This is a genomic window from Neorhizobium tunisiense, assembly GCF_039631515.1.
In the GTDB taxonomy this organism is placed as follows: Bacteria; Pseudomonadota; Alphaproteobacteria; order Rhizobiales; family Rhizobiaceae; genus Neorhizobium.
In genome coordinates, this window is the sequence record NZ_JBDIUU010000001.1 from 387,155 (window position 1) to 413,592 (window position 26,438).

25 protein-coding genes are annotated in these 26,438 nt (G+C 61.5%); 6 read left to right on the top strand and 19 right to left on the bottom strand.

Annotation, left to right across the window (positions count from 1 at the left end):
* Window positions 1–179: 179 nt before the first annotated feature.
* Window positions 180–899, top strand: coding sequence for a transcriptional repressor LexA (gene lexA / locus ABCW43_RS02025; RefSeq protein ID WP_345921901.1), 720 nt, complete (start codon window positions 180–182; stop codon window positions 897–899).
* On the opposite strand, the gene ABCW43_RS02030 is transcribed toward lexA, so the two are convergent.
* Window positions 880–3,387: a ComEC/Rec2 family competence protein gene (locus ABCW43_RS02030; protein ID WP_345921902.1), complete on the bottom strand. Its 2,508-nt coding sequence runs from the start codon at window positions 3,385–3,387 to the stop codon at window positions 880–882. The two genes, lexA and ABCW43_RS02030, sit on opposite strands and share 20 nt — an antisense overlap.
* A 287-nt stretch (window positions 3,388–3,674) precedes the next feature.
* Between ABCW43_RS02030 and gltA the strand changes: the two genes are divergently transcribed.
* The gene (gltA, locus tag ABCW43_RS02035) at window positions 3,675–4,964 is read left to right on the top strand and encodes a citrate synthase (RefSeq protein WP_345921903.1); all 1,290 of its coding nucleotides are present in this window, start codon (window positions 3,675–3,677) and stop codon (window positions 4,962–4,964) included.
* Window positions 4,965–4,993: 29 nt separating this feature from the next.
* On the opposite strand, the gene lpxB is transcribed toward gltA, so the two are convergent.
* The 14 genes from lpxB to ABCW43_RS02105 all read right to left on the bottom strand — a co-directional run bounded on the left by lpxB (window position 4,994) and on the right by ABCW43_RS02105 (window position 19,242).
* Window positions 4,994–6,172 carry a lipid-A-disaccharide synthase gene (gene lpxB, locus ABCW43_RS02040; protein WP_345921904.1) on the bottom strand — a complete coding sequence of 393 codons (1,179 nt, stop codon included), beginning with the start codon at window positions 6,170–6,172 and terminating at the stop codon, window positions 4,994–4,996.
* Complete coding sequence (locus ABCW43_RS02045; RefSeq protein WP_345921905.1) at window positions 6,172–7,053, bottom strand: LpxI family protein; 882 nt, start codon at window positions 7,051–7,053, stop codon at window positions 6,172–6,174. Before ABCW43_RS02045 ends, lpxB begins: the two co-directional genes overlap by 1 nt.
* Before the next feature lie 6 nt (window positions 7,054–7,059).
* On the bottom strand, window positions 7,060–7,875 hold the full coding sequence (gene lpxA, locus ABCW43_RS02050) for an acyl-ACP--UDP-N-acetylglucosamine O-acyltransferase (RefSeq protein ID WP_345921906.1): 816 nt from the start codon (window positions 7,873–7,875) through the stop codon (window positions 7,060–7,062).
* Window positions 7,872–8,339 (bottom strand): 3-hydroxyacyl-ACP dehydratase FabZ, encoded by a 468-nt coding sequence (gene fabZ / locus ABCW43_RS02055; RefSeq protein ID WP_345921907.1) that lies wholly within the window; start codon window positions 8,337–8,339, stop codon window positions 7,872–7,874. Before fabZ ends, lpxA begins: the two co-directional genes overlap by 4 nt.
* Complete coding sequence (lpxD, locus tag ABCW43_RS02060) at window positions 8,332–9,399, bottom strand: UDP-3-O-(3-hydroxymyristoyl)glucosamine N-acyltransferase (RefSeq protein ID WP_345921908.1); 1,068 nt, start codon at window positions 9,397–9,399, stop codon at window positions 8,332–8,334. Before lpxD ends, fabZ begins: the two co-directional genes overlap by 8 nt.
* Window positions 9,400–9,450: 51 nt before the next feature.
* The gene (bamA, locus tag ABCW43_RS02065; protein WP_345921909.1) at window positions 9,451–11,814 is read right to left on the bottom strand and encodes an outer membrane protein assembly factor BamA; all 2,364 of its coding nucleotides are present in this window, start codon (window positions 11,812–11,814) and stop codon (window positions 9,451–9,453) included.
* Window positions 11,815–12,011: 197 nt separating this feature from the next.
* Window positions 12,012–13,133, bottom strand: coding sequence for an RIP metalloprotease RseP (gene rseP / locus ABCW43_RS02070; RefSeq protein WP_345921910.1), 1,122 nt, complete (start codon window positions 13,131–13,133; stop codon window positions 12,012–12,014).
* A gap of 39 nt (window positions 13,134–13,172) precedes the next feature.
* Entirely contained in the window at window positions 13,173–14,006 is an 834-nt protein-coding gene (locus tag ABCW43_RS02075) for a phosphatidate cytidylyltransferase (protein WP_345921911.1), read from the bottom strand.
* Complete coding sequence (locus ABCW43_RS02080; RefSeq protein WP_345921912.1) at window positions 14,006–14,749, bottom strand: isoprenyl transferase; 744 nt, start codon at window positions 14,747–14,749, stop codon at window positions 14,006–14,008. Before ABCW43_RS02080 ends, ABCW43_RS02075 begins: the two co-directional genes overlap by 1 nt.
* A 52-nt stretch (window positions 14,750–14,801) precedes the next feature.
* Window positions 14,802–15,359, bottom strand: coding sequence for a ribosome recycling factor (gene frr / locus ABCW43_RS02085; RefSeq protein WP_007758351.1), 558 nt, complete (start codon window positions 15,357–15,359; stop codon window positions 14,802–14,804).
* Between the two features lie 45 nt (window positions 15,360–15,404).
* Window positions 15,405–16,127, bottom strand: a complete 723-nt coding sequence (gene pyrH / locus ABCW43_RS02090) for a UMP kinase (RefSeq protein ID WP_210009838.1) — start codon at window positions 16,125–16,127, stop codon at window positions 15,405–15,407.
* 116 nt (window positions 16,128–16,243) lie between these two features.
* Window positions 16,244–17,170 (bottom strand): translation elongation factor Ts, encoded by a 927-nt coding sequence (gene tsf, locus ABCW43_RS02095; protein WP_046606277.1) that lies wholly within the window; start codon window positions 17,168–17,170, stop codon window positions 16,244–16,246.
* Between the two features lie 235 nt (window positions 17,171–17,405).
* A complete protein-coding gene (rpsB, locus tag ABCW43_RS02100; RefSeq protein WP_046641402.1) occupies window positions 17,406–18,179 on the bottom strand; it encodes a 30S ribosomal protein S2 in 774 nt (257 codons plus the stop codon).
* Window positions 18,180–18,393: 214 nt separating this feature from the next.
* On the bottom strand, window positions 18,394–19,242 hold the full coding sequence (locus tag ABCW43_RS02105) for a cell envelope integrity EipB family protein (protein ID WP_345921913.1): 849 nt from the start codon (window positions 19,240–19,242) through the stop codon (window positions 18,394–18,396).
* A 110-nt stretch (window positions 19,243–19,352) separates the two neighbouring features.
* On the opposite strand from ABCW43_RS02105, the gene ABCW43_RS02110 reads away from it, so the two are divergent.
* Genes ABCW43_RS02110 through ABCW43_RS02125 form a run of 4 tightly spaced genes read left to right on the top strand, consistent with a single transcriptional unit; the run spans window position 19,353 to window position 22,237 of the window.
* Window positions 19,353–19,823, top strand: a complete 471-nt coding sequence (locus tag ABCW43_RS02110; RefSeq protein ID WP_345921914.1) for a RidA family protein — start codon at window positions 19,353–19,355, stop codon at window positions 19,821–19,823.
* Window positions 19,820–20,557, top strand: a complete 738-nt coding sequence (locus ABCW43_RS02115) for a glycerophosphodiester phosphodiesterase (RefSeq protein ID WP_345921915.1) — start codon at window positions 19,820–19,822, stop codon at window positions 20,555–20,557. Before ABCW43_RS02110 ends, ABCW43_RS02115 begins: the two co-directional genes overlap by 4 nt.
* An 8-nt stretch (window positions 20,558–20,565) precedes the next feature.
* On the top strand, window positions 20,566–21,762 hold the full coding sequence (locus ABCW43_RS02120) for a GNAT family N-acetyltransferase (protein ID WP_345921916.1): 1,197 nt from the start codon (window positions 20,566–20,568) through the stop codon (window positions 21,760–21,762).
* 43 nt (window positions 21,763–21,805) lie between these two features.
* Window positions 21,806–22,237 carry an HIT family protein gene (locus ABCW43_RS02125; protein ID WP_345921917.1) on the top strand — a complete coding sequence of 144 codons (432 nt, stop codon included), beginning with the start codon at window positions 21,806–21,808 and terminating at the stop codon, window positions 22,235–22,237.
* 6 nt (window positions 22,238–22,243) lie between these two features.
* Here ABCW43_RS02125 and ABCW43_RS02130 read toward each other — a convergent pair whose 3' ends face one another.
* The 4 genes from ABCW43_RS02130 to clpS form a co-directional block, all read right to left on the bottom strand.
* The gene (locus ABCW43_RS02130) at window positions 22,244–22,582 is read right to left on the bottom strand and encodes a branched-chain amino acid transport AzlD family protein (RefSeq protein WP_345921918.1); all 339 of its coding nucleotides are present in this window, start codon (window positions 22,580–22,582) and stop codon (window positions 22,244–22,246) included.
* Complete coding sequence (locus ABCW43_RS02135) at window positions 22,579–23,328, bottom strand: AzlC family ABC transporter permease (RefSeq protein WP_345921919.1); 750 nt, start codon at window positions 23,326–23,328, stop codon at window positions 22,579–22,581. The genes ABCW43_RS02130 and ABCW43_RS02135 overlap by 4 nt, the downstream gene beginning before the upstream one ends.
* A gap of 91 nt (window positions 23,329–23,419) precedes the next feature.
* Complete coding sequence (gene clpA / locus ABCW43_RS02140; protein ID WP_345921920.1) at window positions 23,420–25,948, bottom strand: ATP-dependent Clp protease ATP-binding subunit ClpA; 2,529 nt, start codon at window positions 25,946–25,948, stop codon at window positions 23,420–23,422.
* A 10-nt stretch (window positions 25,949–25,958) separates the two neighbouring features.
* Window positions 25,959–26,312 carry an ATP-dependent Clp protease adapter ClpS gene (gene clpS / locus ABCW43_RS02145; RefSeq protein ID WP_007758328.1) on the bottom strand — a complete coding sequence of 118 codons (354 nt, stop codon included), beginning with the start codon at window positions 26,310–26,312 and terminating at the stop codon, window positions 25,959–25,961.
* Window positions 26,313–26,438 lie beyond the last annotated feature (126 nt).

A 26,438-nucleotide genomic window follows, 5' to 3' on the forward strand; every position in this document is an offset into this window, starting at 1 on the left:
ATCGCAAAGCTACTTTGGCAGCGGGCTCGCGCCGCGCAAGTGGTGTGACACGAGATATCTGGCACGCATCTATGAAGAAAAAATCTTCATACTTCACAGAAATTTAGGGACTTGCAGAACACATATGGAACATATAGTGTCCGTTCTGGATTTGTTTCCGACTCTGAGGGTGCCAAAAGATGCTCACGCGCAAACAACAGGAATTGCTTCTGTTCATTCACGAACGCATGAAGGAATCCGGCATCCCGCCGTCATTCGACGAAATGAAGGACGCTCTCGACCTCGCGTCCAAATCCGGCATCCACCGGCTGATCACGGCCCTCGAGGAACGCGGCTTCATCCGCCGCCTGCCGAACCGGGCCCGTGCGCTCGAAGTCATCAAGCTGCCGGAAGCCTATTCGCCGAGCATCCAGCCCCGCCGCGGTTTTTCGCCGAGCGTCATCGAGGGCAGCCTCGGCAAGCCGCAGCCCGTCGCGGTGCCTCCAAAGCCCGCCGCCAACGACGACCCATCGAACGCCACGACCGTTCCGGTCATGGGCCGCATCGCTGCCGGCGTGCCGATCTCGGCGATCCAGAACAATACGCACGACATTGCCGTGCCCGCCGAAATGCTCGGCTCAGGCGAACATTATGCGCTGGAGGTCAAGGGCGACTCGATGATCGAGGCCGGCATTCTCGACGGCGATACGGTGATCATCCGCAACAGCAATACGGCCAATCCGGGCGATATCGTCGTGGCGTTGGTGGACGACGAGGAAGCGACGCTGAAGCGTTTTCGCCGCCGCGGCGCTTCGATCGCGCTCGAAGCCGCCAACCCCGCCTACGAAACCCGGATTTTCGGGCCGGACCGGGTGAAGATCCAAGGCAAGCTCGTCGGCCTCATCCGCCGGTATCACTGATCATCTGCCGGACCGGTTCCGGCAATGACCTGTCAAAACCACGGCTTCGCCAATCATAGTGGCGGTGCCTGCTCCAGGGTCGATCCTCGCCCGCCATGGCGGCACGGATCTGCCAGCGCCGAACGTCGGTCGCGCCGTTGAGGAATATCTCCATGGCGCCCGCCTTGCGAAGCGTGGCGCCGTTGATCATCGGCGCGCCGGACCGGCATTGGTCGAAGCGGGCGCGCGGGGCAATGACAAGATTGGCGGCGTCGCAGGCGGCACCGGCATAACGGCTGTCCTCGACAGCGATAACGATGCCCTTGCCCGTGCGTGCCGCGCACCAGGCCTTCTGCTCACAGGTGAAGCGGCCGGCAGGCGCTCGTTTCATTTGCGACTTTGCCGTTTCGAGTTCCGCTGGGGCCAGCTCGCGCCGCTCGTTGGCTTTCTCGCCGGGAGGCTTGTCGTCGGGCGGCTTTTCCCTGGATGGCGACATTTCAGGCTTGGTGGGATCGCCGAGCAAAAGGGCCCTCTTCCATTGGTCGTAGATGAAGTCGGGCGGGCGGGCGCGATTGATGGCGACCCCCTCCCCATCTAGAACGGCGACCGTGGTCCCGTCTTCCGAGATCAGTATATCCGGCAGGGGCATCGACCGCTCATGCCAGGAAAGCAGCAGAGCAGTCATCATCAGTGGCAGCCCGATCAATCTCAGTCTCGTCCTCAGCAGCGTCAGCAGCAGAAAACCTGCGGTCGAGACGGTCAGGAACCAGGGATGCTGTCGTCCTGTGCCGACATCGCCGCCCCAGGCGGCAACGTGGTTGGCAATGGCGATCACCCACTCCAGGCCGAGGCCCATGAGCTTCATGAAGGGAGCATCGAGGCCGAACGGCATCAGCAACATGCCGGCCAGCCCGGCCGGCATGACCACGAAGGAGATGATCGGCATGGCGGCGAGGTTCGCTGCAAGGCCGTAGGTGGCGATACGGTGGAAATGTTCGACCGAGAACATTGCGGTCGAAATGCCGCCGATCAGCGAGGTCACGAAGATGCCGGCCGCGAAATTCCAGGACGTCAGAACGGGCGTCACCAGAGGGTGACGGAACGGCAGAGGTTCGGGATCGCGGCCTTCCGCCCTATGTTTCCAGAGCGCGTAGCCGGCAACCAGGGCAGCGGTGGCGGCAAACGACATCTGAAAGCTCGGCCCCAGTATTTCCGAGGGCGACATGGCGATGATGGTGAGCGCAGACAGCGCCACATTGCGCAGGCTGATCGATGGCCGATCGAAAAGGACCGCCACCAGCATGATCGCCATCATGATATAGGCCCGCTCGGCCGAAACGCCGAAACCAGAGATCAGGTAGTAGGCCGTCGCCATCATCAGGGCACCAAGTGCGGCGATCTTCTTGACCGGATAGGCCTGGGCGAAGCCCGTGAAGACGGAAAGCACGGTACGCACGCCGACAAAAAAGATGCCGGCAGCGAGCGCCATGTTCAGCCCGGAAATGGCGACGATATGGGCGAGGCCCGACAGTCGCAGCGCCTCGGTGGTGTCTTCGGAAATCGCCCGGCGCTCGTCCGTGACGATCGCCGCGGCAAAGGCGCCGGGATCTCCGGGCACGGTCTCCCGGATACGGGTTGCGATTGCGCTGCGCAGATCGAAAAGCCGGGTTTCGACGTCCGCAATCCAGCCCCGGGTTGAATGGGCGGCAGCCTGCTTTTTCGGTGCTCCATAGAAAAACCCAACAGCGCCGATGCCGTCGAAATAGGACGAAAAGGCAAAGTCGTTGAGGCCCGGCAGGGCCGGTCCCGACGGGGGTGAAATGCGGGCGCGGCCGCTGATCGTTTCGCCGGTTTTGGCCGGTTCATGGCGGGACCTTGAAAGCAGAGATACACGCTGCGGTGGGCGCCTGACTTCCGGATTGGAGGTCCGCGCGATGCGGACGATATAACGCCAACGACCCTGGGCATCGATCTCTCGACGCTCGACCACGCCGGCAAGCTCGGTCGTCACCGGCGTATCGAGAATGACAGTGGAGCGCCTCCAAGTCTCGAACTGCGCCAGCATCATGCCTGCCAGAAAGAGTGTGAGAGCGAGCGGCAAGAGGTGCGTGGTACCGGACCGGTAGCGCGAGGCGATCACAAATATCGCGCAGTCGCAAAGGAGGAGGAAATACGGCCAGAAAGCCGGGGTCTGCGGCAGCGCGAACCAGCAGGCGGCCCCTGCCCCGACGACAACGGGCAGAAAAAGGAAGCCATGGCCATAGACCGCCTCCTCCTCCAGCATGACCGGCAGACGGCGCCGCAGCCGGTCAAGCCGTCGGCTCGTGGAGCGGCGAAAGGGGCCGCCTGACGTATGAACCGGCGGGCGGCGTTCGATCGCGGGAAAAAGCTCGGCCAGATCCCGGACCTTGACCGAGTCGGATGCGCCTCCATTTATGCGGGGGTCCGGCGGCCGGGATATCAGCTTCCCTGCCTCGGCACGCGTCGGAAATGCATTTTCCTCCGGCATGAAACGCTCTATTCGCCCCACCGCCAAACATGCGGCAATGCAACCTGCGCGCTTCCTCCCCGGCCGTCAACCGGCGGTTAAATATCGGGAATTCCGAAGCGTGAAAGAGGCCTGCAACAGGAAGTTGGACATCCAAGCAAACGCCGCTGCCCAATAATTTTTCGCGCTGCACAAAATGCCGTCACGACAGCTTGGCATCAGCTTTCGGATCATATAGCTAAACTGTGGACGCTTAATTCTTGTGGCGCTTTTAGGGCGCCATGCCGCCAAAAGGTTGGAGGATCAGCATGACGGAAACAAGCGCAAATCTGGTAATCGGTGACAGAAAAGTCGATCTGCCGGTCAAGTCGGGCACCATCGGTCCCGACGTGGTCGATATCGGCGCTCTTTACAAACACACCGGCACCTTCACCTACGACCCGGGCTTCACCTCGACGGCGTCTTGCGAATCCAAGATCACCTATATCGACGGCGACGCGGGCATCTTGCTGCATCGCGGCTATCCGATCGAACAGCTGGCCGAGCATGGCGACTTTCTGGAAACCTGCTATCTGCTGCTTTACGGGGAACTGCCGACCGCAGCCCAGAAGAAGGACTTCGACTATCGCGTGACCCATCACACGATGGTGCATGAGCAGATGAGCCGCTTCTTCACCGGCTTCCGCCGCGACGCCCATCCGATGGCCGTCATGTGCGGCTGCGTCGGGGCACTGTCGGCCTTCTATCACGACTCGACCGACATCACCGATCCGCACCAGCGCATGGTCGCTTCGCTGCGCATGATCGCCAAGATGCCGACGCTTGCCGCGATGGCCTACAAGTACCATATCGGCCAGCCCTTCGTTTATCCGCAGAACAACCTGGACTATGCGTCGAATTTTCTGCGCATGTGCTTTGCCGTTCCGTGCGAAGAGTATGTGGTCAATCCGGTTCTGTCGCGCGCCATGGACCGCATCTTCATCCTGCATGCCGACCACGAGCAGAACGCTTCGACCTCGACGGTCCGCCTCGCCGGTTCCTCGGGTGCCAACCCGTTCGCCTGCATCGCGGCCGGCATTGCCTGCCTCTGGGGCCCGGCCCATGGCGGCGCCAACGAAGCAGCGCTCAACATGCTGACGGAAATCGGCTCGGTCGACAAAATCCCGGAATACATCGCCCGCGCCAAGGACAAGAACGATCCTTTCCGCCTGATGGGCTTCGGCCACCGCGTCTACAAGAACTACGATCCGCGCGCCAAGATCATGCAGAAGACCACGCATGAAGTGCTCGGCGAACTCGGCCACAAGGACGATCCGCTCCTGCAGGTGGCGATGGAACTGGAGCGCATCGCGCTCACCGACGAGTATTTCATCGAGAAGAAGCTTTACCCGAATATCGACTTCTATTCGGGCATCACGCTGAAGGCGATGGGCTTCCCCACCACCATGTTCACCGTGCTCTTCGCTCTCGCCCGCACCGTCGGCTGGATCGCCCAGTGGGCCGAAATGATCGAAGATCCGCAGCAGCGCATCGGCCGCCCGCGTCAGCTCTATACCGGCGAAGCGCAGCGTGACTACGTTCCGGTTTCCAAGCGTTAATCGAACGCTGAACCCAACAAAAAACCCGGTCAGAGATGGCCGGGTTTTTTAGTGTCCAGAACCTGGAGAACGATGCCGGCGGCGGCCTCGCCGGGCGGCACGGGCACCTGCAGCCGCTCCCAGGTGAGATCGAAACCTTCGATCATGGCGCGACGCTGCAACGTGTCGGAGGACAGGCGTTCGGCCCAACGGCAAAGACTTGCCGGACGCACCACGTCGTTGACGTATTCCGGTACCACCGCGTAATCGGCGATCAGGTTCGGCAGGGCGCCGGACCAGGTCTTGATGCGTTTCGCGAGCATGGTGATCAGCCAGTCGGTCTTGTAGGCCGAGACGACCGGAATTCCGGCAAGGCCGAGTTCGAGGATTACCGTGCCCGAGGCCGCAAGCGCTGCATCGGCCTCGGTGAAGGCTGCCCATTTGCCATCCGAACTGACGCTGATCTCCGGCTTGACCTCGAAACCGGCGGCGATCTCGCGCACCAGCTTTTCTAGGCGGGGAACCGTCGGCAGCACGAAGCGGGTCGGCCCGTTGCGGGCGACGAACTCGCGGGCCGCCTCGCCGAAAACCGGCAGCAGCGCCTTGATTTCCGCCGAACGGGAGCCCGGCAAAAGCATGATCGTCTTTTCTTCCCCCGGCTCCTTCACCGGGCGTCCGGCCCGGATGCCGCGGACCTTGAGGAGCGACGGATCGGCTGTCAGACGGTGGCCGACGAAGGTGGTTTCCGGCCCGCCGAGGCGCTTCATGGCCTCAGGCTCGAACGGCAGCACAGCCAGGACATGATCGACATAGGCGAGCATCGCCTTGGCGCGGTATTCCTTCCACGCCCAGACGCTCGGGCAGACATAATCGACGATGGGCAGGTCCGGCAGAGCGGCGCGCACTTTCCTGGCGACGCGATGGGTGAAATCGGGGCTGTCTATGATGATCAGCACATCCGGCCTTGCCGAGACGATGGCCGCCGCCGTCTGGTTGATCCGCCTGATCAGGTTCGGCAGGCGGGCGATTACCTGGGTCAGACCCATGATCGACAGTTCGGAAAAGTCGAAAAGCGAGGTGAGGCCTTGTGCCTCCAAACTTTCGCCACCGACGCCGACGAGGTCGACCGGGCCGTCATGGGCTGCCTTCAAGGCTGCGATCAGATCGCCGCCGAGCAGATCGCCGGATACTTCGCCGGCGATGACACCAACCTTCAAGGTCCTGACCATCACAATCCTCCTTGCGGCAGGCCGGGATCTATGCCGCAGACGAAAATACCGGCGGCATCGGCCGCGGCAATCATCTTGGATTCTTCCAGCACCAAAGCGCGTCCCGCCTCCACGGCGATGCCGGCGAGACCGGCATTGATGGCGTTTTCGATGGTCGACGGGCCGATCGTCGGCAGATCGGCGCGCATGTCCTGCTGCGGTTTGCAGAGCTTGACGAGCACGCCCTTGCGGCGGGCCGAAATGCGGCCTTCGGCGCGCAGTGCCGCCACCCGCTCCAGCATCCGGTCCGTGCCCTCGACGCCTTCCAAAGCCACGACGCGGCCGCCGACGCTGACCGCGCCCTGGCCAATGTCGAGTTCGCCGAGACGCTTGGCGGCTTCGGACGCCCGGTCGATGTCGCGGCGGTCATCGTCCGAGGGCACATGGGCGCCGAGCGGTCCGGTCTTGGCAAGCAGGCCGGGCACGATGTCGTGGGCCCCCAGCACCTCGCAACCCATCGCCTCGATGAGCTTGATGACCATCTGGAGCACCGAGTCGTCGCCGCCGGAAAGGAGCGTGCGGACAACCGAGGGGACTTTCAGGATCGTCCGGAAGGTCGGATGGATGTCGCGCCAGTCGGGCCTTCGGGCGACACCGCCCGACAGGATGACGCGGGTGATACCCATTTCGCGGAACAGACGTTCGATTGCCGAAAGATCGCCGACGCCAACGGAAACCGCTTCGAAACCATCGAAGCTCTGATCGGATTCATTTGCGAGTGCTAGGATCAGCGGTGTTTCACCGGCCTGCTGCGCTGCTTTCGCCACATAGAGGGGCAAAAACCCCTTCCCGGCGATGATTGCCAGCCGGCCCTTCGGCGCAAGGCTCGGGAGGCCGGCCATGCGGGATCAGCCCTTGCCGCGGAAGGTCGAGGAAATGGCACGATCGCTCTCGACCGCGATGAAATCGAGGATTTCCATCGCTTCCTTGCAATCGGCGTAGTCGTTGCGGATCGCCGCGGCGTTGGCGCGGATGTTGCTCTCGCCCTCGAATATCTGCTTGAAGGCACGGCGAACGGTATGGATCGTTGCGCGCTCGATGCCGGCCCGGGTCATGCCGACCACGTTCAGGCCGCCGAGGACGCCCGGATTGCCGTTCAGCATGCCGTAGGGAATGACGTCGTAGTTGACCGCCGAAAGCCCGCCGATAAAAGCCTGGCGGCCGATGCGGGTGAACTGGTGCACGGCACAGCCGCCGCCGAGGATTGCTCGGTCCGCCACATGGACGTGGCCGGCGAGCATGACGTTGTTCGACATGATGATGTCGTTGCCGAGCTGACAATCATGCGCGACGTGCGAATTGGCGAGAAACAGGCAGTTGTTGCCGACCACCGTCTTGCCGCCGCCGCCGACCGTGCCGCAATTCATCGTCACGCCTTCGCGCATGACGCAATTGTCGCCGACCGTCAGCGTCGAATCCTCGCCTGCCTCATGAAGGCTCTGGGAAACGCCGCCGATCACCGCCATCGGAAAGATACGGCAGTTGCGGCCGATCTCGGTGCGACCGCTCACCACGGCATGCGACAGCAGTTCGACGCCATCCTTCAGCACCACCCGCGGGCCCACATGCGAAAACGGTCCGACGACGACGTTCTCGCCGATGACGGCGCCGTCCTCGATCAAAGCTAACGGATGGATGCGCGCGCTGGCTGCAATGCTGCTCATTCTTCTTCCTTGCGCCGGATCATTGCGCCGATATCGGCTTCGGCAACAAGTACGCCGTCCACCTTCGCGTCACAATGGAATTTCCAGATATTGCCGCGCTGTTTCTGCTTGGTGACGTGGAACTCGACCCGGTCCCCGGGCACGACCGGCTTGCGGAAGCGGGCATTGTCGATGGTCATGAAGTAGACGAGATTGCCGCCCTCGCCTTCCTTCCTGGCGCAGATGGCGCCGGCGGTCTGCGCCATGCCTTCGACCAGAAGCACGCCCGGCATGATCGGCCGCTCCGGGAAATGCCCGGTGAAATGCGGCTCGTTGGCGGTGACGTTCTTGATGCCGATCGCGGAATTGTCGCCGTCGATCTCGACGATCTTGTCGACCAGGAGAAAAGGATAGCGGTGCGGCAGCAGCTTCATGATTTCCTGAATATCGGCCGCGCCGAGCATCGGCTTGGTCTCATCAGTCATTCTTTTTCTCTCCTCTGCGTTTCGCCCGCTCATCCGAACGCATCAAGACTTCCGCGGTATCGCGGAGGAAATCCGGCATCGGGCGGGCAGGAATACCACCATAACGCGCGCCAGCCGGAATATCCGACACCACGCCGCTCATCGCAGCAATCTGAACGCCGTCACCAATCGAGATGTGTCCATTAATACCGGATGCGCCGCCGATCAATACGCCGTCGCCAATCCGTGTCGAACCGGCAATGCCGGCCCCGCTCGCAATGCCGCAATGACGGCCGATGCGCACGTTGTGGGCGACCTGGACCTGATTGTCGATCTTGGTGCCTTCACCGATCACCGTATCGTCCATGGCGCCGCGGTCGACCGTCGTGTTGGCGCCGATCTCGACATTGTCCTGGATGATGACGCGGCCGATCTGGACGATCTTCAGCATGCCTCGCGGACCCGGCGCAAAACCGAAGCCGTCCTGGCCGATGCGGACGCCATTGTGAATGATCACGCCATTGCCGATCAAAGCCGCGACGACGCTCGCCCCTGCGGCGATCGTGCAATCCCGGCCGATCTTGACGTCGGCACCGATGACAGTCCCAGCGCCGATGCGGGTGCCGGCGCCGATTTCCGCCCGCGCGCCGATCACGGCCATAGGCTCGATTTCGACGCCGGGTTCGAGCCTGGCGGTTGGATCCACGAACGCAGCCGGCGAAATGCCCGGCGGAAACGAGGTGATTGGAGACGGCCGCATCGCGATCGGGTGCAGGAGAGCACCCGCCTGTGCAAACGCCGTGTGTGGCGTCTTGGTCAGCAGAACCGGGATATGGGCCGGAATGATCGAACGGATCGCCGTGTCACAAATAATCGCGGAAGCCTTGCAGCTTTCCAGTTCGTGCCGGCTTTTCCGGGACAGGATATAACAGACTTCACCCTCTCCGGCCCGCGCAACGGGTGCAACGGAACGGATCAGCCGATCGCCGGCGCTGCCATCAAGCAGTTCAGCCCCAAGAAGGGCGGCCAACTCGCGCAGGCTCACGCCATCATGGGGCGGAAAGAATTCATTGTGGTCCATAAAGCCAAAGCTCCAGAACAGATTTCCGCCCGCCATCGCGAGCGGAAATAATCAGAACTGGTTCGCCATGCTGAACCGGAATTCCTGGGTTTCGTCGAAATCTTCCTTCACGACGGGATGCGCGTAGTCAAAGCGGATGTTGCCGAACGGCGACGCCCACATGATGCCCGCACCAACCGAAGCACGCCAGTTCATGCTGGTGCCCTGCGCGGTGCTGGTGCCGAGCGGAACATCATTGCCGTAAAGAGTGCCGGCATCGGCGAAGACGGCAGCACGCAGACCGAAGTCTTCCGGAACAGCCGGCATCGGCATCGACATTTCGGCGGAAGCCGTGAAGTAGGTCGTACCGCCGAGTGCGTCGCCGTGATCGGTCGTGCGCGGACCGATACCGTCATTCTCGAAGCCGCGGATCTGACGACCGCCGATCGTGAACTGGTCGAAGACATGCAGATTGTCGCCGGTGGAAACCACATGGCCGGCGCCTACCGCGATGGATCCGATCAGATCGGCCTCGGTCGACAGAAGCTGGAAATAACGGGCACGGCCGGAAATCTTGTAGAAGTCGGAGTCGCCGCCGAGACCGGCATATTCATGCGTGATCGTCGCGTAGATGCCTTCGCGCGGCAGCGTCTGGCTGTCGAGCGTGTTGTAGGTCAGCGTCTGCGAAATCGACGACTGAACGAACTTGCCGTTATCGATCATCGAAATGTAGGGCGACGAAAGGTTATCGTCAGCGGTGCCGGGAAGACCGTCACTACCGAAGGCGCCGTCGTTCTCGTACTGAATTTCCTTGTAGGTGTAGCGGAATGTGGTTGCCAGATCTTCGGTGATCGGCGCCGTCACACGCAAGGTGACACCCTGTTCTTCATAGTCGTAATAGCTGTTCGAAGAGGTCGAGCTCTTGAACAGGTCGAAACCGGCCGCCAGACGGTAACCGAGGAAGTAGGGCTCGGTGAACGAAAGGTTGTAGCTGCGGGCTTCGTCAAGACCACCGCCGACTGCGACGCGGATGAACTGGCCGCGGCCGAGGAAGTTCTTTTCTTCGATCGAAGCTTCGAGCAGGAAGCCGTCGCCGCCAGCAGAATAACCGGCGCCGATACCGAACGAACCGGTCGGCTGGTCTTCGACATCGACAACGATGACGACGCGGTCAGGCGAAGTGCCCTGCGAGGTCGAGATATTCACGGAGGTGAAATAACCGAGTGCCTCAAGGCGACGCTTGGCGCGCGAGATCATTTCCTGGTTGAAGGCGTCGCCTTCGCTGAAATCGAATTCGCGGCGGATGACATAGTCACGCGTGCGGGTGTTGCCACGGATCTCGATGCGTTCGACATAGGCGCGCTCGCCCTGGTCGACCAGGTAGGAAACACCGACCGTGTGGCTTCCCATGTTGCGGTCGCCGCGCGGCGTGACGCGGGCGAACGGATAACCGGCCGCAGCGACGCGCTTGGAGATCGCTTCCATCGTCTTCTGGATCTCGCGGGCATTATAGACGTTGCCGGCGCGGGTCTGAACCAGGCCTTCGAGGTCCTGGCTGCTGATGCCCTCGACCGTGGATTCGACCGAGATGTTGCCGTACTCGTAACGCTGGCCTTCCTCGACCGTGAAGGTGATGTTGTACTTGTTGCCCGATGCGTCGAGCACGGCTTCCGACGAGATGACGCGGAAGTCCGGATAACCATGGTTGTAGTAGAACTGACGCAGCGCTTCCTCGTCGGCGCGCAGCTTGTCCTCGCTATAGACGTCCTTGCGGGTCAGGAAGGACAGCGGACCGGATTCCTTGGTGATGATCACCGACTGCAGGCGGCCATCGCCATAAGCCTGATTGCCGACGAAATTGATGTCAGCGATCTTCGTGCGGTCACCTTCGTTGATGACGAAGGCAAGGTTGACGCGCCCCTGGCCGACGTCGGCGGTCTGGGTGGTGATCTGAACGTCGCTGCGGCCGATCGCGCGATAGGCTTCACGCAGGCGCTGGATATCTGCATCGACCAGTGCCTGATTGTACGGGCCGAGCGGCTGGGTCTGAACCACTGCCTGAAGCTTGTCGTCGGTGATCTTGCGGTTGCCGTTGAACACGACCTGGTTGATGAGCTGGTTTTCGCTCACCGACACGACGAGCGTGCTGCCGGAAACACTGATTTTGACATCCGAGAAATAGCCGGTCGAATAGAGCTTGCGGACCGATTCATCGATGTCGTTATTGGAGAAGTTGACACCCGGGCGGATGGTCAGGTTGGAACGGACAGCCTCCTCGCCGGCGCGCTGTGCGCCGCGGACCTGAACACTCCGGATAACCGCCGCTTCGGCAGAAAGTGCGGAAGCAAGTACCAGTACACCTGCGCCCGATGCAACAACACTAGCAGACAGCGCAAACGCCGACACTGCGTTCAAAAACTTTGAACCAGCCTTCATTTCAATTCTTACCTTTTCCCGTTGTCCCTCGGCGGGTGGTGCCCGACTCCGGCCACGTGTGTCGTTTTACCTTCTTTTGACCTACAAGCAAGGCATCGCGTTAATTTCTGTTTACTTACTTCCCTTGCGTGACCCAATGGCCACGCAACTGTTGGAAACATGGTGAATAAACGGTTTCTTTTACGATTTGAAGGACATCAACCGATCAGATTGCTGATGTCGTTGAAGGTGGCGAACACCATCAGGCTCAAAACCATCGCAAGCCCGATACGGAAGGCGATCTCCTGCGCACCCGCGCCGAGCGGCCGGCCGCGGATGGCCTCGATCGCGTAGAAGACGAGATGGCCGCCGTCCAGAACTGGCACAGGCATGAGGTTCAAAAGCCCGATCGAGACGGAAAGAACCGCCGCAAGCTGGACCACCGCCGCAAAGCCGAGCGTCGCCATCTGGCCCGATGCCTGAGCGACCCTAACCGGTCCGCCGAGCTGGTCCGCCTTCATCCGGCCGGTCACCAGATTGCCGATATAGCGGAAGGTGCCGGTGACGATATGGCCGGTCTCGGTGACGCCTTCGGCAACGGCCTGCAGCGGCGTGAAGGTCTCGAGGCGGAAATTGCCGCGCTGTTCGTTGGTGACGATGCCGATCAGGCCGAGCTCGACCTTGTTGCCGAACTGGTCGGTGACCTCGGAGCGCTTCGGCACCATCGGCAGATCGAGATCCCGGCCGTTCCGCTCGACCGTCACGACGATCGGAGTGTCCGGCCTGATGCTGACATAACGCCGTACATCGTCGAAAGTGCGGATGCGCGAACCGTCGAGCGCCACCAGACGATCACCGGGCTCAACGCCGGCGGCAAGGGCGGCGCTGCCCGGCTGGACTTCGGCGACCACGGGATCGGCGACAACCTTGCCATAAACGCTGAAGAGCACGGCGAAGATGGCAATCGCCAGGATGAAATTGGCGATCGGGCCGGCCGCGACGGTGGCGGCCCTCTTCCAGAGCTTGGCGCCGGCCAGCGTCTGGGCCTTTTCTTCCTCGCTCATGCCCGCAAGTCCGCTCGCATCCGGCAGGCTCACGGCATCCTCGTCGCCGAAGAACTTGACGTAGCCGCCAAGCGGGATCGCCGATAGCTTCCAGCGGGTGCCATGACTGTCGGTGAAGCCGACCAATTCGGGACCGAAGCCGACCGAGAAGGCGGTGACCCGGATGCCGCACCAGCGTCCGATAAGATAGTGGCCCATCTCATGCACGAAGACGAGCAGGGACAGGACCAGCACGAAGGGGATGATATAGCCGGTAAGGAAGCTGAGGATGGCCATCAAAATTTCCGTTTCAACATTGTACCGGCCGCCCAGTCCTCAAAACCCGAAGAGGAAGCCCGCAACCGATACATTAAGATGGCCCGTCGTGGCCGTATAAACAAGCGTCAGCAGGAACGCTGCGAAACAGGCGAAAACGAGGCCATCGACACGATCCATGACGCCGCCGTGCCCCGGAATGAGGTGGCTGGAATCCTTCACGCCGAACCGGCGCTTGATGAAGGACTCGAACAGGTCGCCGACCTGGCTTGCGACGGAAAGCAGAAACGCGATCGTCACCGTCCAAATCGACAACCGGGAAAAGACGCCGAGCGTCAGGGCGGAGCTTGCGATCACGCCCGACACCGTGCCGCCGATCGCACCGGACCAGGTCTTGCCGGGCGAAATGCGCGGCGCAAGTTTCGGCCCCTTGAGAGCGCGGCCGACGAAATAGGCGAGGATATCGGTTGCCCAAACGACCGCGAAGATGAAGAGGGTCGCGACGAACCCCGCCTGGTCCTCGGCACGGATCGCCGCCAGCGAGATGCCGCTCAAGCCGGCGTAAAAGATGCCACCCGGCAGCCACCAGCTGCCCTTGCGCAGCAGCACGAGAAGAAGGGCGGTGACGGTTGCGCCGCCGAGGATCGGCACCGAGAGCTCACCTTCGTCAACCAGCAGGTCGATGGCGATCAGAAAAACCGCAACCCAGCCGAAGGCGTTCGCACGAAAATCGCGCTCCGCCAGCCGGGTGATCGTCGACCATTCGTAGTAGATCAGCACCGCAATGGCGGCGGCCACGACGCGGAACGGCAGGCCGCCATACCAGGTGGCCGTCAGGACCACGACCGCCAGAACCAGTGCAGATGCGATGCGGCGCTTCAGTTCAGCGCTCATCAACCACCCACCGCTATCGTCTTGTTCGACAGGCCGCCGAAGCGCCGGTCGCGGGACGCGTAGATCTTCAGGGCGTCAAGGAAGAGTTTCCGATCGAAATCGGGCCAGTAGTCGGGCAGGAAGACAAGTTCGGAATAGGCCGCCTGCCAGAGCAGGAAGTTCGAAAGCCGCTCCTCGCCGCTGGTGCGGATGATGAGGTCCGGATCGGGAATGCCGGCGGTATCCAGCTTTGCGCTGATCTTGTCCGGGTCGATCTCGGAGGCCTTGAGGATACCGGCCTCGACGTCCCGGGCGAGCATGGCGACCGCACGGGCGATCTCGTCTCGCGCGCCGTAGTTGAAGGCGATGACCAGCGTCAGTGCCGTATTGAACCTTGTCGTTTCCTCGGCTTCGAGAAGAAGCGGAAGGATGTCGCTGCGCAGCTTCTCGCGTTCGCCAATCACCCGGATGCGGACGTTCTCGCGGTGCAATTCGGCCAGATCCTGGCGGATGAAGCGCCTGAGAAGACCGAGGAGATCCCTCACCTCGGTTTCAGGCCTGCTCCAGTTCTCCGAAGAAAACGCAAAGAGCGTCAGATATTTGACGCCAGCGTCGCCGGCAGCCCGCACCGTTTCGCGAACCGCTTCGACGCCCTTGCTGTGTCCGACCGTACGAGGAAGCCCGCGCTTGTTGGCCCAGCGTCCATTGCCATCCATGATAATGGCCACGTGTTGGGGAATGATTGCAAGCTCGGGGTTCACCATATTCTACGCGGCTCCTTTGGCCGCCGGAATATGGCGGCAAACCAGGCCTAAATTAGACCTGCATGATTTCCTTTTCCTTGTCGCCAAGCAAGCGGTCGACTTCGGAAATCGTATCGTCCGTCATCTTCTGCACTTTTTCCGACTGCGAGCGGCTCTCGTCCTGGCCGATGTCGCCGTCCTTTTCGGCCTTCTTCAGGCCGTCCATGCCATCGCGGCGGACGTGACGGACAGCAACCTTCGCCTTCTCCGCATAGTCATGCGCAACCTTGACCAGAGACTTGCGGCGCTCTTCGTTGAGCTCGGGGAGCGGAATGCGCAGGTTCTGGCCATCGACGATCGGGTTGAGGCCGAGGTTTGATTCGCGGATCGCCCGATCGACGGCGCCGACCATCGACTTGTCCCAGATGGACACGCCGAGCATGCGCGCCTCCGGCACGGTGATGTTGGCCACCTGGTTCAGCGGCACGCGCGAACCATAGGCTTCGACCATCACCGGATCGAGAATATTGGCCGAGGCGCGGCCGGTACGCAGCGACGCGATATCGCTTTTGAACGCGTTGATCGCGCCTTCCATGCGGCGCTTGATGTCGTTGAGGTCGATTCCACTCATCCGTCTACTCCCGTATGTTGTCTGGGCGGCCCGCGACGCCGCGCCTCAATTGTCCGCTACGATGGTCTTGCGGCCGCCGCCGGTCAAGATTTGGGCGAAGCCGCCCTTCTCATGGATCGAAAAAACAATGATCGGGATGGAATTTTCGCGGGCAAGCGCCACCGCCGCCACATCCATCACCGCCAGACCCTTTTCGAGCACCTCGCCATGCGTCAGCGTGTCGAACCTGGTTGCCGTCGGGTCCTTCTTGGGATCGGCCGAATAGATGCCGTCCACCTGGGTTCCCTTGAAGATCGCTTCCGCACCAATTTCCGCCGCACGAAGCGCGGCCGCCGAATCGGTCGTGAAGAACGGATTGCCGGTGCCGCCGGCGAAGATCACCACCCTGCCCTGCGCCATGTGGTGCACCGCCTGGCGCTGCGAAAAGCTCTCGCAGATCTCCGGCATCGAGATCGCCGACAGAACCACGGTGTCGACGTTCAGCTTGCGCAGCGACGTGGCGAGCGCCAGCGCGTTGATCACCGTGCCGAGCATGCCCATATGGTCGCCGGTCACCCGGTCGCCACCCTTGGACGCGACGGCGACGCCGCGAAAGATATTGCCGCCGCCGACGACCACGCCGACATCGACGCCCATGGCGCGCGCTTCGGCGATATCGGAGGCGACCCGGTCGGCAACTTCAACATCGATGCCGAAACCCTGGCTGCCCATCAGAGCTTCACCGGAGGCCTTGAGCAAGACACGCTTGTAGAGAGGCTGAGGCGACATGGGGGCTCCTTGAAAATCGAAATGCAATGCGGAGGGTCAAACGGGTTGCGGATACACGAAGGGCACCGGCTTGTCACCGGTGCCCTTGCGGTTTCGACATCTTTCGCTAACGAATATCAGCCTTTGGCGACCGCTGCGACTTCAGCGGCGAAATCCGATTCTTCCTTTTCGACGCCTTCGCCGAGCAGCAGGCGAGCCATGCCGGTGACTTCGATCGAAGCGCCGGCGAGCTTTTCAGCATCCTTGACGGCCTGGCCGACGGTCACGTCCGGGTTGATGACGAAGGCCTGCGACAGAAGGGCAACTTCCTCGAAGAACTTGCGCATGCGGCCATCCACCATCTTTTCGATGATCGCTTCCGGCTTGCCGGAAGCGCGCGACTGCTCGATGAAGACGTTGCGCTCGCGCTCGGCCACGGTTGCGTCGACTTCTTCGGCGCGGATGGCGAGCGGGTTGGTGGCGGCGATGTGCATGGCGACCTGACGGCCGAGCGAGGTCAGGACTTCCTTGTCGCCGACCGACTTCAGGGCGACCAGAACGCCGAGCTTGCCGATGCCGTCGCCGGCAGCGTTATGGACGTAGGTCGCGACGACGCCATGCTCGACCTGCAGCAGGGCGGAGCGACGCAGTGTCATGTTCTCGCCGATCGTGGCGATCGCGTCCTTGATCGTGTCGGCAACCGGCTTGCCGGAAGCCGGATAGGTGGCAGCCGAGATCGCTTCGACGGAACCGTCCGTCGTCAGGGCGACGCTGGCGATACCGCGAACGAGGTCCTGGAACGCGTCGTTGCGGGCAACGAAATCGGTTTCCGAGTTGAGTTCGATGACGACGGCCCTGTGGCCGGCGCTGGCGATGCCGATCAGGCCCTCGGCTGCGGTGCGGCCGGACTTCTTGTCGGCCTTGGAGATGCCCTTGGCGCGCAGCCAGTCGATCGCCGCTTCGATGTCGCCGTTCGTTTCAGTCAGCGCCTTCTTGCAGTCCATCATGCCTGCGCCGGACTTTTCGCGCAGTTCCTTTACCAGTGCAGCGGTGATTTCAGCCATTGTTTTGCCTCTTGTCGGTTCAAGTGCTTGTCGCCGGAAAAACGTCGGCGGACTCAAAAGTTTTGGGACGAATGTACCCGGAATCATGACAGCGTGATGAAGACATCACGCAAGCGATCGCCTCAACGACGGAGCGGTGGCGGCTCGCCTTGAAACGACCAAGGCCAGGGATCGGTATCTCTGGCCTCGATCGAATTTCAGAAAGGAGGAGCGGGCAAGCCGCTCCATCCCGCCTTTAAGCTTCAGCTTCTGCTTCGCCTTCGAGCGCCGGCTCGATCGGAGCTTCGGAAGAAGCGCCGATGTCGCGGCCCGAAGCGCCCTGCTGACGAGCGATGCCGTCGATGGCAGCGCGGGCGATCAGGTCGGTATAGAGAGCGATGGCGCGCGAGGCGTCGTCGTTACCCGGGATCGGGTAGTCGATGAGGTCCGGATCGCAGTTCGAATCGATGATGGCAACGACCGGAATACCCAGGCGCTTGGCTTCGTCGATGGCGATCTTTTCCTTGTTGGTGTCGATGATGAACATCAGGTCCGGAGTGCCGCCCATGTCGCGGATACCGCCGAGAGCCTTGTCCAGCTTCTCGCGTTCGCGCTCGAGGTTCAGGCGTTCCTTCTTGGAATAGCCGGACTGTTCCGAGTTCAGGATCTCGTCGAGCTTGCGCAGACGCTGGATCGAGTTCGAAATGGTCTTCCAGTTGGTCATCATGCCGCCGAGCCAGCGGGAGTTGACGTAGTACTGGGCCGAACGCTTGGCCGAGTCGGCGATCAGTTCGGACGCCTGGCGCTTGGTGCCAACGAACAGAACGCGGCCGCCGCGGGCGACGGTGTCGGACACGACCTGAAGGGCGCGCGACAGCATCGGAACGGTCTGGGCCAGATCGATGATGTGGATGTTGTTACGGTCGCCGAAGATGTACGGCTTCATTTTCGGGTTCCAGCGGTGAGTCTGGTGGCCGAAGTGAACGCCTGCCTCAAGAAGCTGGCGCATAGAAAAATCGGGCAATGCCATGCCTAGTTATCCTTTTCCGGTTGAACCTCCGCAAGGCGAACAGCACCCTCTTCGAGAATGCCACCGGGCGGAACGGTCCGGATTTCTCCCGGACAATCCCATGCCTTACGTGTGGAATGCGGCTGGCCATACATTCGATTTGCCGCAAAAGCAAGTGCTTTGCCGGAAATTGCCTCAGCGGGCCGGCGAGTGACTGGCAATTACCGAAGGATAGCTATTTGGCCGGCGCCGGGCACGGGTCCTGCTGCGGCTTCAGAAGCTCCAGCTTGACCAGGCTGCCGGACAGCACGAAGTCGCCGTAGTCCATGGTGAGATCGCGGGTGATACCGTTTTCATAGAGCTTGAACGACATGTTGTAGACAGGGGTCGGGTCACCGACCGCGTTCTCGTTGAAATAGGCGATCGTCACCGGCCAGAAGGAGGTCTTTGCAAACTCGCCCGCCTTGTCGGCATCGACGTCATCGCTCTGCGCTGTCTGCGGCTTGCCGATCACCGTCGTGGTCAGCAGCGCCTGGTCGCCGTTTTCCGAACCGTCGAAGACCCGCGCCTCGAAAAAACTCTTGCCCTGCTTGGCATTCGCGATGACGTCGAGCATATGGCTGGTTGGGAAATCGCTCGACGGCAATTCGATCTCACGGCCGTCGGGCTGGGTGATTTCCACCTTGACGCCCTTTTCGACGATCGACGCATCGCCGCTCAGCTGCTTGTCGAGCTGCTCGTCGGTGAAGGACTTGGTCTCGAAATGGAACTGGTTTGCGGCCATGTCCTCGAAGGTGGTGGTCTGCTGGTCGCTGAGGCGCGTCTCCTCGCCCGTATTGATCTTGGTCACCAGCCGGAAATTGGTGGAAAAACCGGTGCAGGCCGAGCCCGTGAACTCATAGACCATGCGGCCGAACATGCCTTCGATGCCGGAGCGTTCCGAGGCTTTCTTGAGCTTCAGGTCGTAAATGGCGCGATGCGGGACGAGCAGCCGGGCAGCAGCGTCGGTAGTCGCGTCCGCGGAGGTGGCGCCCAAAAGGCTCAGACCGCCGGCAAGGATCACCCCGAGGCTCATTCGCAACATTCACATTCTCCTGTTGGACTCAGTTGGTGATGTTATAAGAACGCCATCTGACCAAGCTAAGGCCTTGATGCAGGATTTTTGAAGATTTTACAACAAAACGGGAGTCGAAAATGACCGAAGCCATCGAAGGCCGTCTGCAGGAACTGGGGATCGTGCTTCCCGTCGCGGCAGCACCCGCCGCCAATTACCTGCCCTATGTGATCACCGGCAACCTGCTGTTCATCTCCGGCCAATTACCGAACGAAAACGGCAAAGTGGCCGTCACGGGCCTTGTCGGTACGGACGTCGACGTGGCGGCAGCCAGCCGCGCTGCAGAGCTCTGCGCCATCAATATCCTCGCCCAGGCGAAGGCGGCGTTGGGCGGCGATCTCGGCCGGATCAAGCGGGTGGTCAAGCTTTCGAGCTTCGTCGCCTCGGCGCCGGGCTTCGCCGAACAGCATATCGTCACCAACGGCGCATCGAACCTGATCGCCAACGTTCTCGGCGACGCCGGCAAGCATGCGCGCGCAGCCGTCGGCATGGCCGCGCTGCCGCTCAACGCTTCCGTGGAAATCGAAGCCATCATCGAGATCGAAGCATGACCGACGCCACCTGGATCAAGGACCTTCCGGTCGCCCATCGCGGCTATCACGACATGAACCGCCAGGTCTGGGAAAACACGCTCTCGGCGTTTTCCCGGGCAGTCGAAGCCGGCTTTGCGATCGAATGCGACGTGCAGCTCGCCGCCGACAGCGTGCCGGTGATCTTTCACGACCATGACCTCGAACGGCTTTGCGGCATCAAGGGCGACATCCGCGAGAAGACCTCTGCCGAGCTCGGGATGCTCGCTGTCGGCGGTACTAAGGATAAAGTCCCGACCCTGAAGCAGATGCTCGCGCTCGTTGCCGGCAAGGTACCTCTCGTCATCGAGATCAAGGGGCGCGAAGGCGACGGCGAGGACGACGGGTTTGCCGAGGCGGTGCTGGAGGTTCTCGAGGATTATCAGGGCAAGGTGGCGCTGATGAGCTTCGACTACCACATCCTGCGCGACCTGAAGACTGCCGGCTCGCCCTACCCGCTCGGCCTCACCGCCATGGGCGACAAGCCGGAAGAGTTCTTCGAGCATGACGAAGCCATGCAACTTGGCCTCGACTTCATTTCCTACCACTATCCTCACCTGCCAAACACGTTCATCACAGCTCAGCGAGCAACCGGAATTCCGGTCATTACCTGGACCGTGAGGGATGCAAACGGCCGCGAACATACCTATAAATATGCCGACCAGATGACCTTCGAAGGTTTTGATCCGCGGGAGGCTCCCTCCCCCTCCCTGTAAAGCAGCGTATGACCGGCAATCTTACCATCCGTATCGAAAAATCGTTCTGCGCGATCAGCCCGGCAAGCTGGTCGCGCCTTTCGGGCACCTCCAAGTCCTCTTCTTCGGAAACGCCCTACAATCCGTTCCTGTCGCATGCCTTCCTGTCTGCGCTCGAAGAATCCGGATCCGCAACCGCCAAGACAGGCTGGCTCGGCCATCATCTGCTGCTCGAAGACGACAAGGGCACGCTGATCGGCGCGGTTCCCGGTTACCTCAAGAGCCACAGCCAGGGCGAATATGTCTTCGACCACGGTTGGGCCGATGCTTTCGAGCGGGCCGGCGGGCGTTATTATCCGAAACTGCAATGCACCGTGCCGTTCACGCCGGCGAGTGGACCGCGCTTGCTCGTCTGCGAAGGTTACGACAGGGATTCGATGGAGCTGACGCTTGCGGCCGGTCTCCAGGAGGTGACCCGCCAGCTCGGCATCTCGTCGGCACATGTAACCTTCGTCGCGGAAGACCAGGTCGCCGCCTTCGAGGAAGCCGACTACCTGCATCGCACCGACAAGCAGTTCCATTTCATCAATAAAGGTTACGAGAACCACGATGCCTTCCTCGAAACGCTTGCCTCGCGCAAGCGCAAGGCGCTGAAGAAGGAACGGCGGGCGGCCTTGGAAAACGGCATCAGCATCGACTGGCTGACCGGCAAGGACCTGACCGAGGACATCTGGGACCAGTTCTTCGAGTTCTACATGGATACCGGCGGCCGCAAATGGGGCCGCCCTTACCTGACGCGAAAATTCTATTCGCTGATCGGGGAGCGGATGCCCGAAGACGTCCTGCTGGTGATGGCGAAACGCGAGGGCAAATATGTCGCGGGCGCGATCAACTTCATCGGCGGCGACGCGCTTTACGGCCGGCACTGGGGCTGTATCGAGGACCACCCCTTCCTGCATTTCGAGGTCTGCTACCATCAGGCGATCGATTTCGCGCTCGCCAAGGGCTTGAAGCGGGTCGAAGCGGGCGCGCAAGGGGAACACAAGCTGGCGCGCGGTTACCTGCCTGTCACCACCCATTCGATGCACTATATCGCCCATGCGGGACTGAGGCGCGCGATCGCCGACTATCTGGAGCACGAGCGCGAAGACGTGGAGCAGATGACCGATTATCTTGCCGGGCACAGCCCGTTCCGCAAGGGCGAGCGCCAGCAGGAACAGGACTAGAGCCCGGATAGATCGGGCCGAAAAACAAGGAGAGGACATCGCGATGAGCGGCCAAGTTTACGACAGCAACAATATTTTCGGAAAGATTCTTCGCGGCGAAATCCCGTGCCACCGGGTCTACGAGGATGACGATACGCTCGCCTTCATGGATGTCATGCCGCAGTCTCCCGGGCATCTGCTGGTCGTTCCAAAGGCGCCGTCGCGCAATATCCTCGATGCCGATCCCGCAGTGCTCTCCAAGGTGATCCCGGTGGTGCAAAAGCTTGCCAAGGCCGCCAAGGAGGCTTTCGAGGCAGACGGCATCTCCGTCATCCAGTTCAACGAGCCGGCCGCCGGCCAGACGGTCTACCACCTGCATTTCCACGTCGTTCCGCGCTACGAGGGACAGCCGCTGAAACCTCATTCGGGCCAGATGGAGAATAATGACGTGCTGGCGGCAAACGCCGAGAAGATCATCGGCGAACTGGGCAATTAAGGCTTTCTAAAAGCCGCCCCACCAGAGGCCGGCGACCAGCAGCGCCATCGGCACCGCAACCCCGATCCAGACCTTGCGGCCGGTCGCCAGGAAGACGGCAAAACCGATGCCGGCCGCCCCCAGCCTCAGCCAGAGCGGCGAGCCGGCGAGCGTGCCGTTCGGGAAGACAATCAGTTTGGCGGTGACCGCCATGACCAGCGCGGTCGCCACCGCCCTCACCCAGTAAAGCGCCTCGGAATCCTCGTCGAGGCGATTGCCGGTGAAGACGCCCAGCCAACGCCAGATATCGGTCGCCAGGAAGCCGGCGATCACGATCACGATAAAGGTCCAGTATTCCGCAATCATCGCCGGTCACCCTTGCCCGCGCGCAACCTCTCGCGCCGTATCCGATCGACAAGATAAGCGATCGTTCCGCCGCCAAGACCCGCGCACAGCACGTCGAATTTCGGGGTGACCAACGCCAGCGTCGGGCCGAGAACGACGCCCATGACGAATGCGATCTTGACCACAGGCTGGCGGGCGCTCGCCCATATGGAGGCGTTGAAATAGACCGGTGTCAGGAAGAAGAGTACGCCCGCGACGACCGGCGGAAAGGCTGAGACGATATCGTAGAAGACCGCAACGACCAGCGTGCCGGTCAGGGTCAGCGTCACGCCGAAACCGGCGAAATAGATCGCCCGATGCTCGCGCGGCACGTTGCGAAGCGTGGTGATCGCGAAGACCCAGGACGTGATGGCGATGAAATGCGAAAGGATCAGCAGCAGCCAGATCGGCGTGCGCCTTGTACGCATTTCCGGAATAACCGAGGCGACCATCGGCGTCATGCGGATCGAGGAGAGCGTCACCGCCAGGAAGCAGGCGGCGATGTTGGCGCCGCTTGCCATCGTGCCGACCAGGATGACCTGCGCCGGCAGCGCCCAGATCGCAAAGGACATGAACACGGCCTCCGCGCGCGTCAGGCCCGATTCCAGCGCAAAGGCGCTGAAGCCGACGATCGAGGTGAGCAGGATGAGCGCCGGCAGGGACAGGAGGCCCCGCATGCCGGTAAAGAACCAGGATAGGGCGTTGCGGTCGTCACTGTCTGGAGACATCGGTATTCCGGATATGCGCGAAACAAAGGCGAGTCGTCAAAAACGACGATGCCGGGACAAGCCCGGCATCGCAAGAGCTCAATCCGAAAGCCTATTTGGTCTTCGGCACGCGCGGCACCGTGGTGCCCTTGCGTGGCGTCTTGGGCGCGTCTTCCGAAGCGATCACGTCCGCATCGACCATGGCGCGAGCCCGTGTGTGACCGCCGTCCTTGTCCTTCGGCGCCGACTTCTTGGGCGCCTTGGGCTTCACGACCTTGGCCTCGGCCTCCTCGGCGGCCTCTTCCACCTCGGCCTCCGGCTTAGGCTTCACGGGCGTCGCTTCGGAAATCGAGTCGAGGATGAGCTTGTCCTTGCCATCCTCGCCCTTGCCGACGGTAACGCGAACCACACCACCCTTGCGCAGCTTGCCGAACAGGATCTCGTTGGCGAGCGGCTTCTTGATGTATTCCTGGATAACGCGCGAGAGCGGGCGGGCGCCCATCTTCTCGTCGTAACCCTTTTCCGCAAGCCAGGCGATCGCGTCCTGATGCAGGTCGAAAGTGACGTTGCGTTCCGAGAGCTGCGTCTCGAGCTGCATGACGAACTTCTGCACGACCTGATGGATGACGTCCGTCGGCAGCGGTGCGAACTGGATGATCGCATCGAGGCGGTTGCGGAATTCCGGCGTGAACAGGCGGTTGATCGCCTCTTCGTCTTCGCCGGTGCGCTTGGACGAACCGAAGCCGATGGCGGCCTTGGCCATTTCCGACGCGCCCGCATTGGTCGTCATGATCAGGATGACGTTACGGAAGTCGATCTTCTTGCCGTTGTGGTCGGTCAGCGAACCGTGGTCCATGACCTGCAGCAGGATATTGTAGATATCCGGGTGCGCCTTCTCGATTTCGTCGAGCAGGACCACGCTATGCGGATGCTGATCGACGCCATCGGTCAGGAGACCGCCCTGGTCGAAGCCGACATACCCGGGAGGTGCGCCGAGCAGCCGCGAGACCGTGTGGCGTTCCATATATTCCGACATGTCGAAACGCAGTATCTCGACGCCGAGCGAGGCGGCAAGCTGCTTGGCGACTTCCGTCTTGCCGACGCCGGTCGGGCCGGAAAAGACGTAGGAGCCGATCGGCTTGTTCGGTTCGCGAAGGCCGGCACGGGCAAGCTTGATCGCCGTCGACAGGGCTTCGATGGCCGCATCCTGGCCGTAGACGACCGAACGCAGTTCCTTTTCCAGGTTGGCGAGAACCATCTCGTCATCCTTGGAGACGGTCTTGGCCGGAATCCGCGCCATGGTGGCGATCGTTGCCTCGATCTCCTTCTCGGTGATCAGCTTGCGGCGCTTGGAGGCCGGCAGCAGCATCTGGGCCGCACCGGTCTCGTCGATCACGTCGATCGCCTTGTCCGGAAGCTTGCGGTCGGAGATGTAGCGGGCCGACAGCTCGACAGCCGACTTGATCGCCTCGTTGGTATAACGCAGCTTGTGATAGTCCTCGAAATAGGGCTTCAGGCCCTTCATGATCTCGATCGCATCCTCGATCGACGGTTCGTTGACGTCGATCTTCTGGAAGCGGCGAACCAGAGCGCGGTCCTTTTCGAAGAACTGGCGGTATTCCTTGTAGGTGGTCGAACCGATGCAGCGGATCGCGCCCGAAGACAGAGCCGGCTTCAACAGGTTGGAGGCATCCATCGCGCCGCCGGATGTGGCACCGGCACCGATGACCGTGTGGATCTCGTCGATGAACAGAACCGCACCCGGATACTCTTCGAGTTCCTTGACGACCTGCTTCAGACGTTCTTCGAAGTCGCCGCGATAACGGGTACCGGCCAGGAGCGTGCCCATGTCGAGCGAGAAGATGGTGGCGTCGGCGAGAGCCTCCGGCACTTTGCCTTCGATGATCCGCTTGGCCAGACCTTCGGCGATCGCCGTCTTGCCGACGCCCGGATCACCCACGTAGAGCGGGTTGTTCTTGGAGCGGCGGCACAGGACCTGGATGGTGCGGTTGACTTCGGCATGGCGGCCGATCAGCGGGTCGATCCGGCCGTCGCGGGCCTTTTCGTTCAGGTTGACGCAATAGGCCTTGAGGGCATCCTGCGGCTTCTTGGCGGACCCTTCTTCCTGGTCGCGGGAAGAGGGCTTGGCTTCCGGCTCGCTGTCGTCGGCGCCGCGCGGCGTGCGGGTCTGGGAGGAACCCGCGCGCTTGCCGATGCCGTGAGAAATATAGTTTACCGCGTCGTAGCGGGTCATCTCCTGCTCCTGCAGGAAAAAGGCCGCATGGCTTTCCCGTTCCGCGAAGATCGCGACGAGAACGTTGGCGCCGGTCACTTCCTCGCGGCCGGAGGACTGGACGTGGATGACGGCGCGCTGGATGACGCGCTGGAAGCCGGAGGTCGGCTTGGAGTCTTCGTCATAACCAGTGATCAGGTTGGCAAGTTCGTTATCGACATAGTCGGTGACGGTCTTGCGCAGTGTTTCCAAATTGACGTTACAAGCTCCCATGACCGCGGCTGCATCGGCGTCGTCGATCAACGCCAAAAGCAGGTGCTCGAGCGTGGCATATTCGTGATGCCGCTCGTTGGCAAAGGTCAGTGCCTGATGCAGCGCCTTTTCTAAACTAGGCGAAAATGTTGGCACGTCGGGTTCCTCACTTCTTTTCCATGACACATTGCAGCGGATGCTGGTGTTGCCGGGCGAAGTCCATGACCTGGGACACTTTGGTTTCCGCTACTTCGTATGTAAATATTCCGCATTCTCCCACGCCGTGATTGTGGACATGGAGCATGATACGCGTTGCCGCTTCCCTGTCCTTCTGAAAGAAACGCTCCAGAATGTGGATGACGAACTCCATGGGCGTATAATCGTCATTCAGCAGCAGTACGCGGTAGAGATTTGGCTTCTTGGTTTTTGGCTTCGTGCGGGTAATGACGGAGGTGCCGCGATTTGCGTTGTCTCCGTCGCCACCCTTTTCAGCTTGCATCAAGATCGGCAGTGCGATCATCTTCATTCATTCCCCAGTCATCCGGCGGGTTCGTCCGAATGGCCGAACGGCCGGACTTCAGTCTTCCTAACTTAGTTCATTGAACGCGGATTTTAAGCCCCCTTTGCGGCCACGCAATCACTATTC

Bases quoted from the DNA above. Each gene is read 5' to 3' on its own strand.
- ABCW43_RS02110 (WP_345921914.1), top strand. From the start codon at position 19,353: ATGACCGAAGCCATCGAAGGCCGTCTGCAGGAACTGGGGATCGTGCTT.
- ABCW43_RS02105 (WP_345921913.1), bottom strand. From the start codon at position 19,242: ATGTTGCGAATGAGCCTCGGGGTGATCCTTGCCGGCGGTCTGAGCCTT.
- fabZ (WP_345921907.1), bottom strand. From the start codon at position 8,339: ATGACTGATGAGACCAAGCCGATGCTCGGCGCGGCCGATATTCAGGAA.
- tsf (WP_046606277.1), bottom strand. From the start codon at position 17,170: ATGGCTGAAATCACCGCTGCACTGGTAAAGGAACTGCGCGAAAAGTCC.
- lpxD (WP_345921908.1), bottom strand. From the start codon at position 9,399: ATGGACCACAATGAATTCTTTCCGCCCCATGATGGCGTGAGCCTGCGC.
- rpsB (WP_046641402.1), bottom strand. From the start codon at position 18,179: ATGGCATTGCCCGATTTTTCTATGCGCCAGCTTCTTGAGGCAGGCGTT.
- ABCW43_RS02080 (WP_345921912.1), bottom strand. From the start codon at position 14,749: ATGGTGAACCCCGAGCTTGCAATCATTCCCCAACACGTGGCCATTATC.
- bamA (WP_345921909.1), bottom strand. From the start codon at position 11,814: ATGAAGGCTGGTTCAAAGTTTTTGAACGCAGTGTCGGCGTTTGCGCTG.
- ABCW43_RS02045 (WP_345921905.1), bottom strand. From the start codon at position 7,053: ATGGCCGGCCTCCCGAGCCTTGCGCCGAAGGGCCGGCTGGCAATCATC.
- lpxB (WP_345921904.1), bottom strand. From the start codon at position 6,172: ATGGTCAGGACCTTGAAGGTTGGTGTCATCGCCGGCGAAGTATCCGGC.
- lpxA (WP_345921906.1), bottom strand. From the start codon at position 7,875: ATGAGCAGCATTGCAGCCAGCGCGCGCATCCATCCGTTAGCTTTGATC.
- gltA (WP_345921903.1), top strand. From the start codon at position 3,675: ATGACGGAAACAAGCGCAAATCTGGTAATCGGTGACAGAAAAGTCGAT.
- lexA (WP_345921901.1), top strand. From the start codon at position 180: ATGCTCACGCGCAAACAACAGGAATTGCTTCTGTTCATTCACGAACGC.
- rseP (WP_345921910.1), bottom strand. From the start codon at position 13,133: ATGGCCATCCTCAGCTTCCTTACCGGCTATATCATCCCCTTCGTGCTG.
- ABCW43_RS02075 (WP_345921911.1), bottom strand. From the start codon at position 14,006: ATGAGCGCTGAACTGAAGCGCCGCATCGCATCTGCACTGGTTCTGGCG.
- ABCW43_RS02115 (WP_345921915.1), top strand. From the start codon at position 19,820: ATGACCGACGCCACCTGGATCAAGGACCTTCCGGTCGCCCATCGCGGC.
- clpS (WP_007758328.1), bottom strand. From the start codon at position 26,312: ATGATCGCACTGCCGATCTTGATGCAAGCTGAAAAGGGTGGCGACGGA.
- ABCW43_RS02120 (WP_345921916.1), top strand. From the start codon at position 20,566: ATGACCGGCAATCTTACCATCCGTATCGAAAAATCGTTCTGCGCGATC.
- ABCW43_RS02135 (WP_345921919.1), bottom strand. From the start codon at position 23,328: ATGTCTCCAGACAGTGACGACCGCAACGCCCTATCCTGGTTCTTTACC.
- frr (WP_007758351.1), bottom strand. From the start codon at position 15,359: ATGAGTGGAATCGACCTCAACGACATCAAGCGCCGCATGGAAGGCGCG.
- ABCW43_RS02125 (WP_345921917.1), top strand. From the start codon at position 21,806: ATGAGCGGCCAAGTTTACGACAGCAACAATATTTTCGGAAAGATTCTT.
- ABCW43_RS02030 (WP_345921902.1), bottom strand. From the start codon at position 3,387: ATGCCGGAGGAAAATGCATTTCCGACGCGTGCCGAGGCAGGGAAGCTG.
- pyrH (WP_210009838.1), bottom strand. From the start codon at position 16,127: ATGTCGCCTCAGCCTCTCTACAAGCGTGTCTTGCTCAAGGCCTCCGGT.
- ABCW43_RS02130 (WP_345921918.1), bottom strand. From the start codon at position 22,582: ATGATTGCGGAATACTGGACCTTTATCGTGATCGTGATCGCCGGCTTC.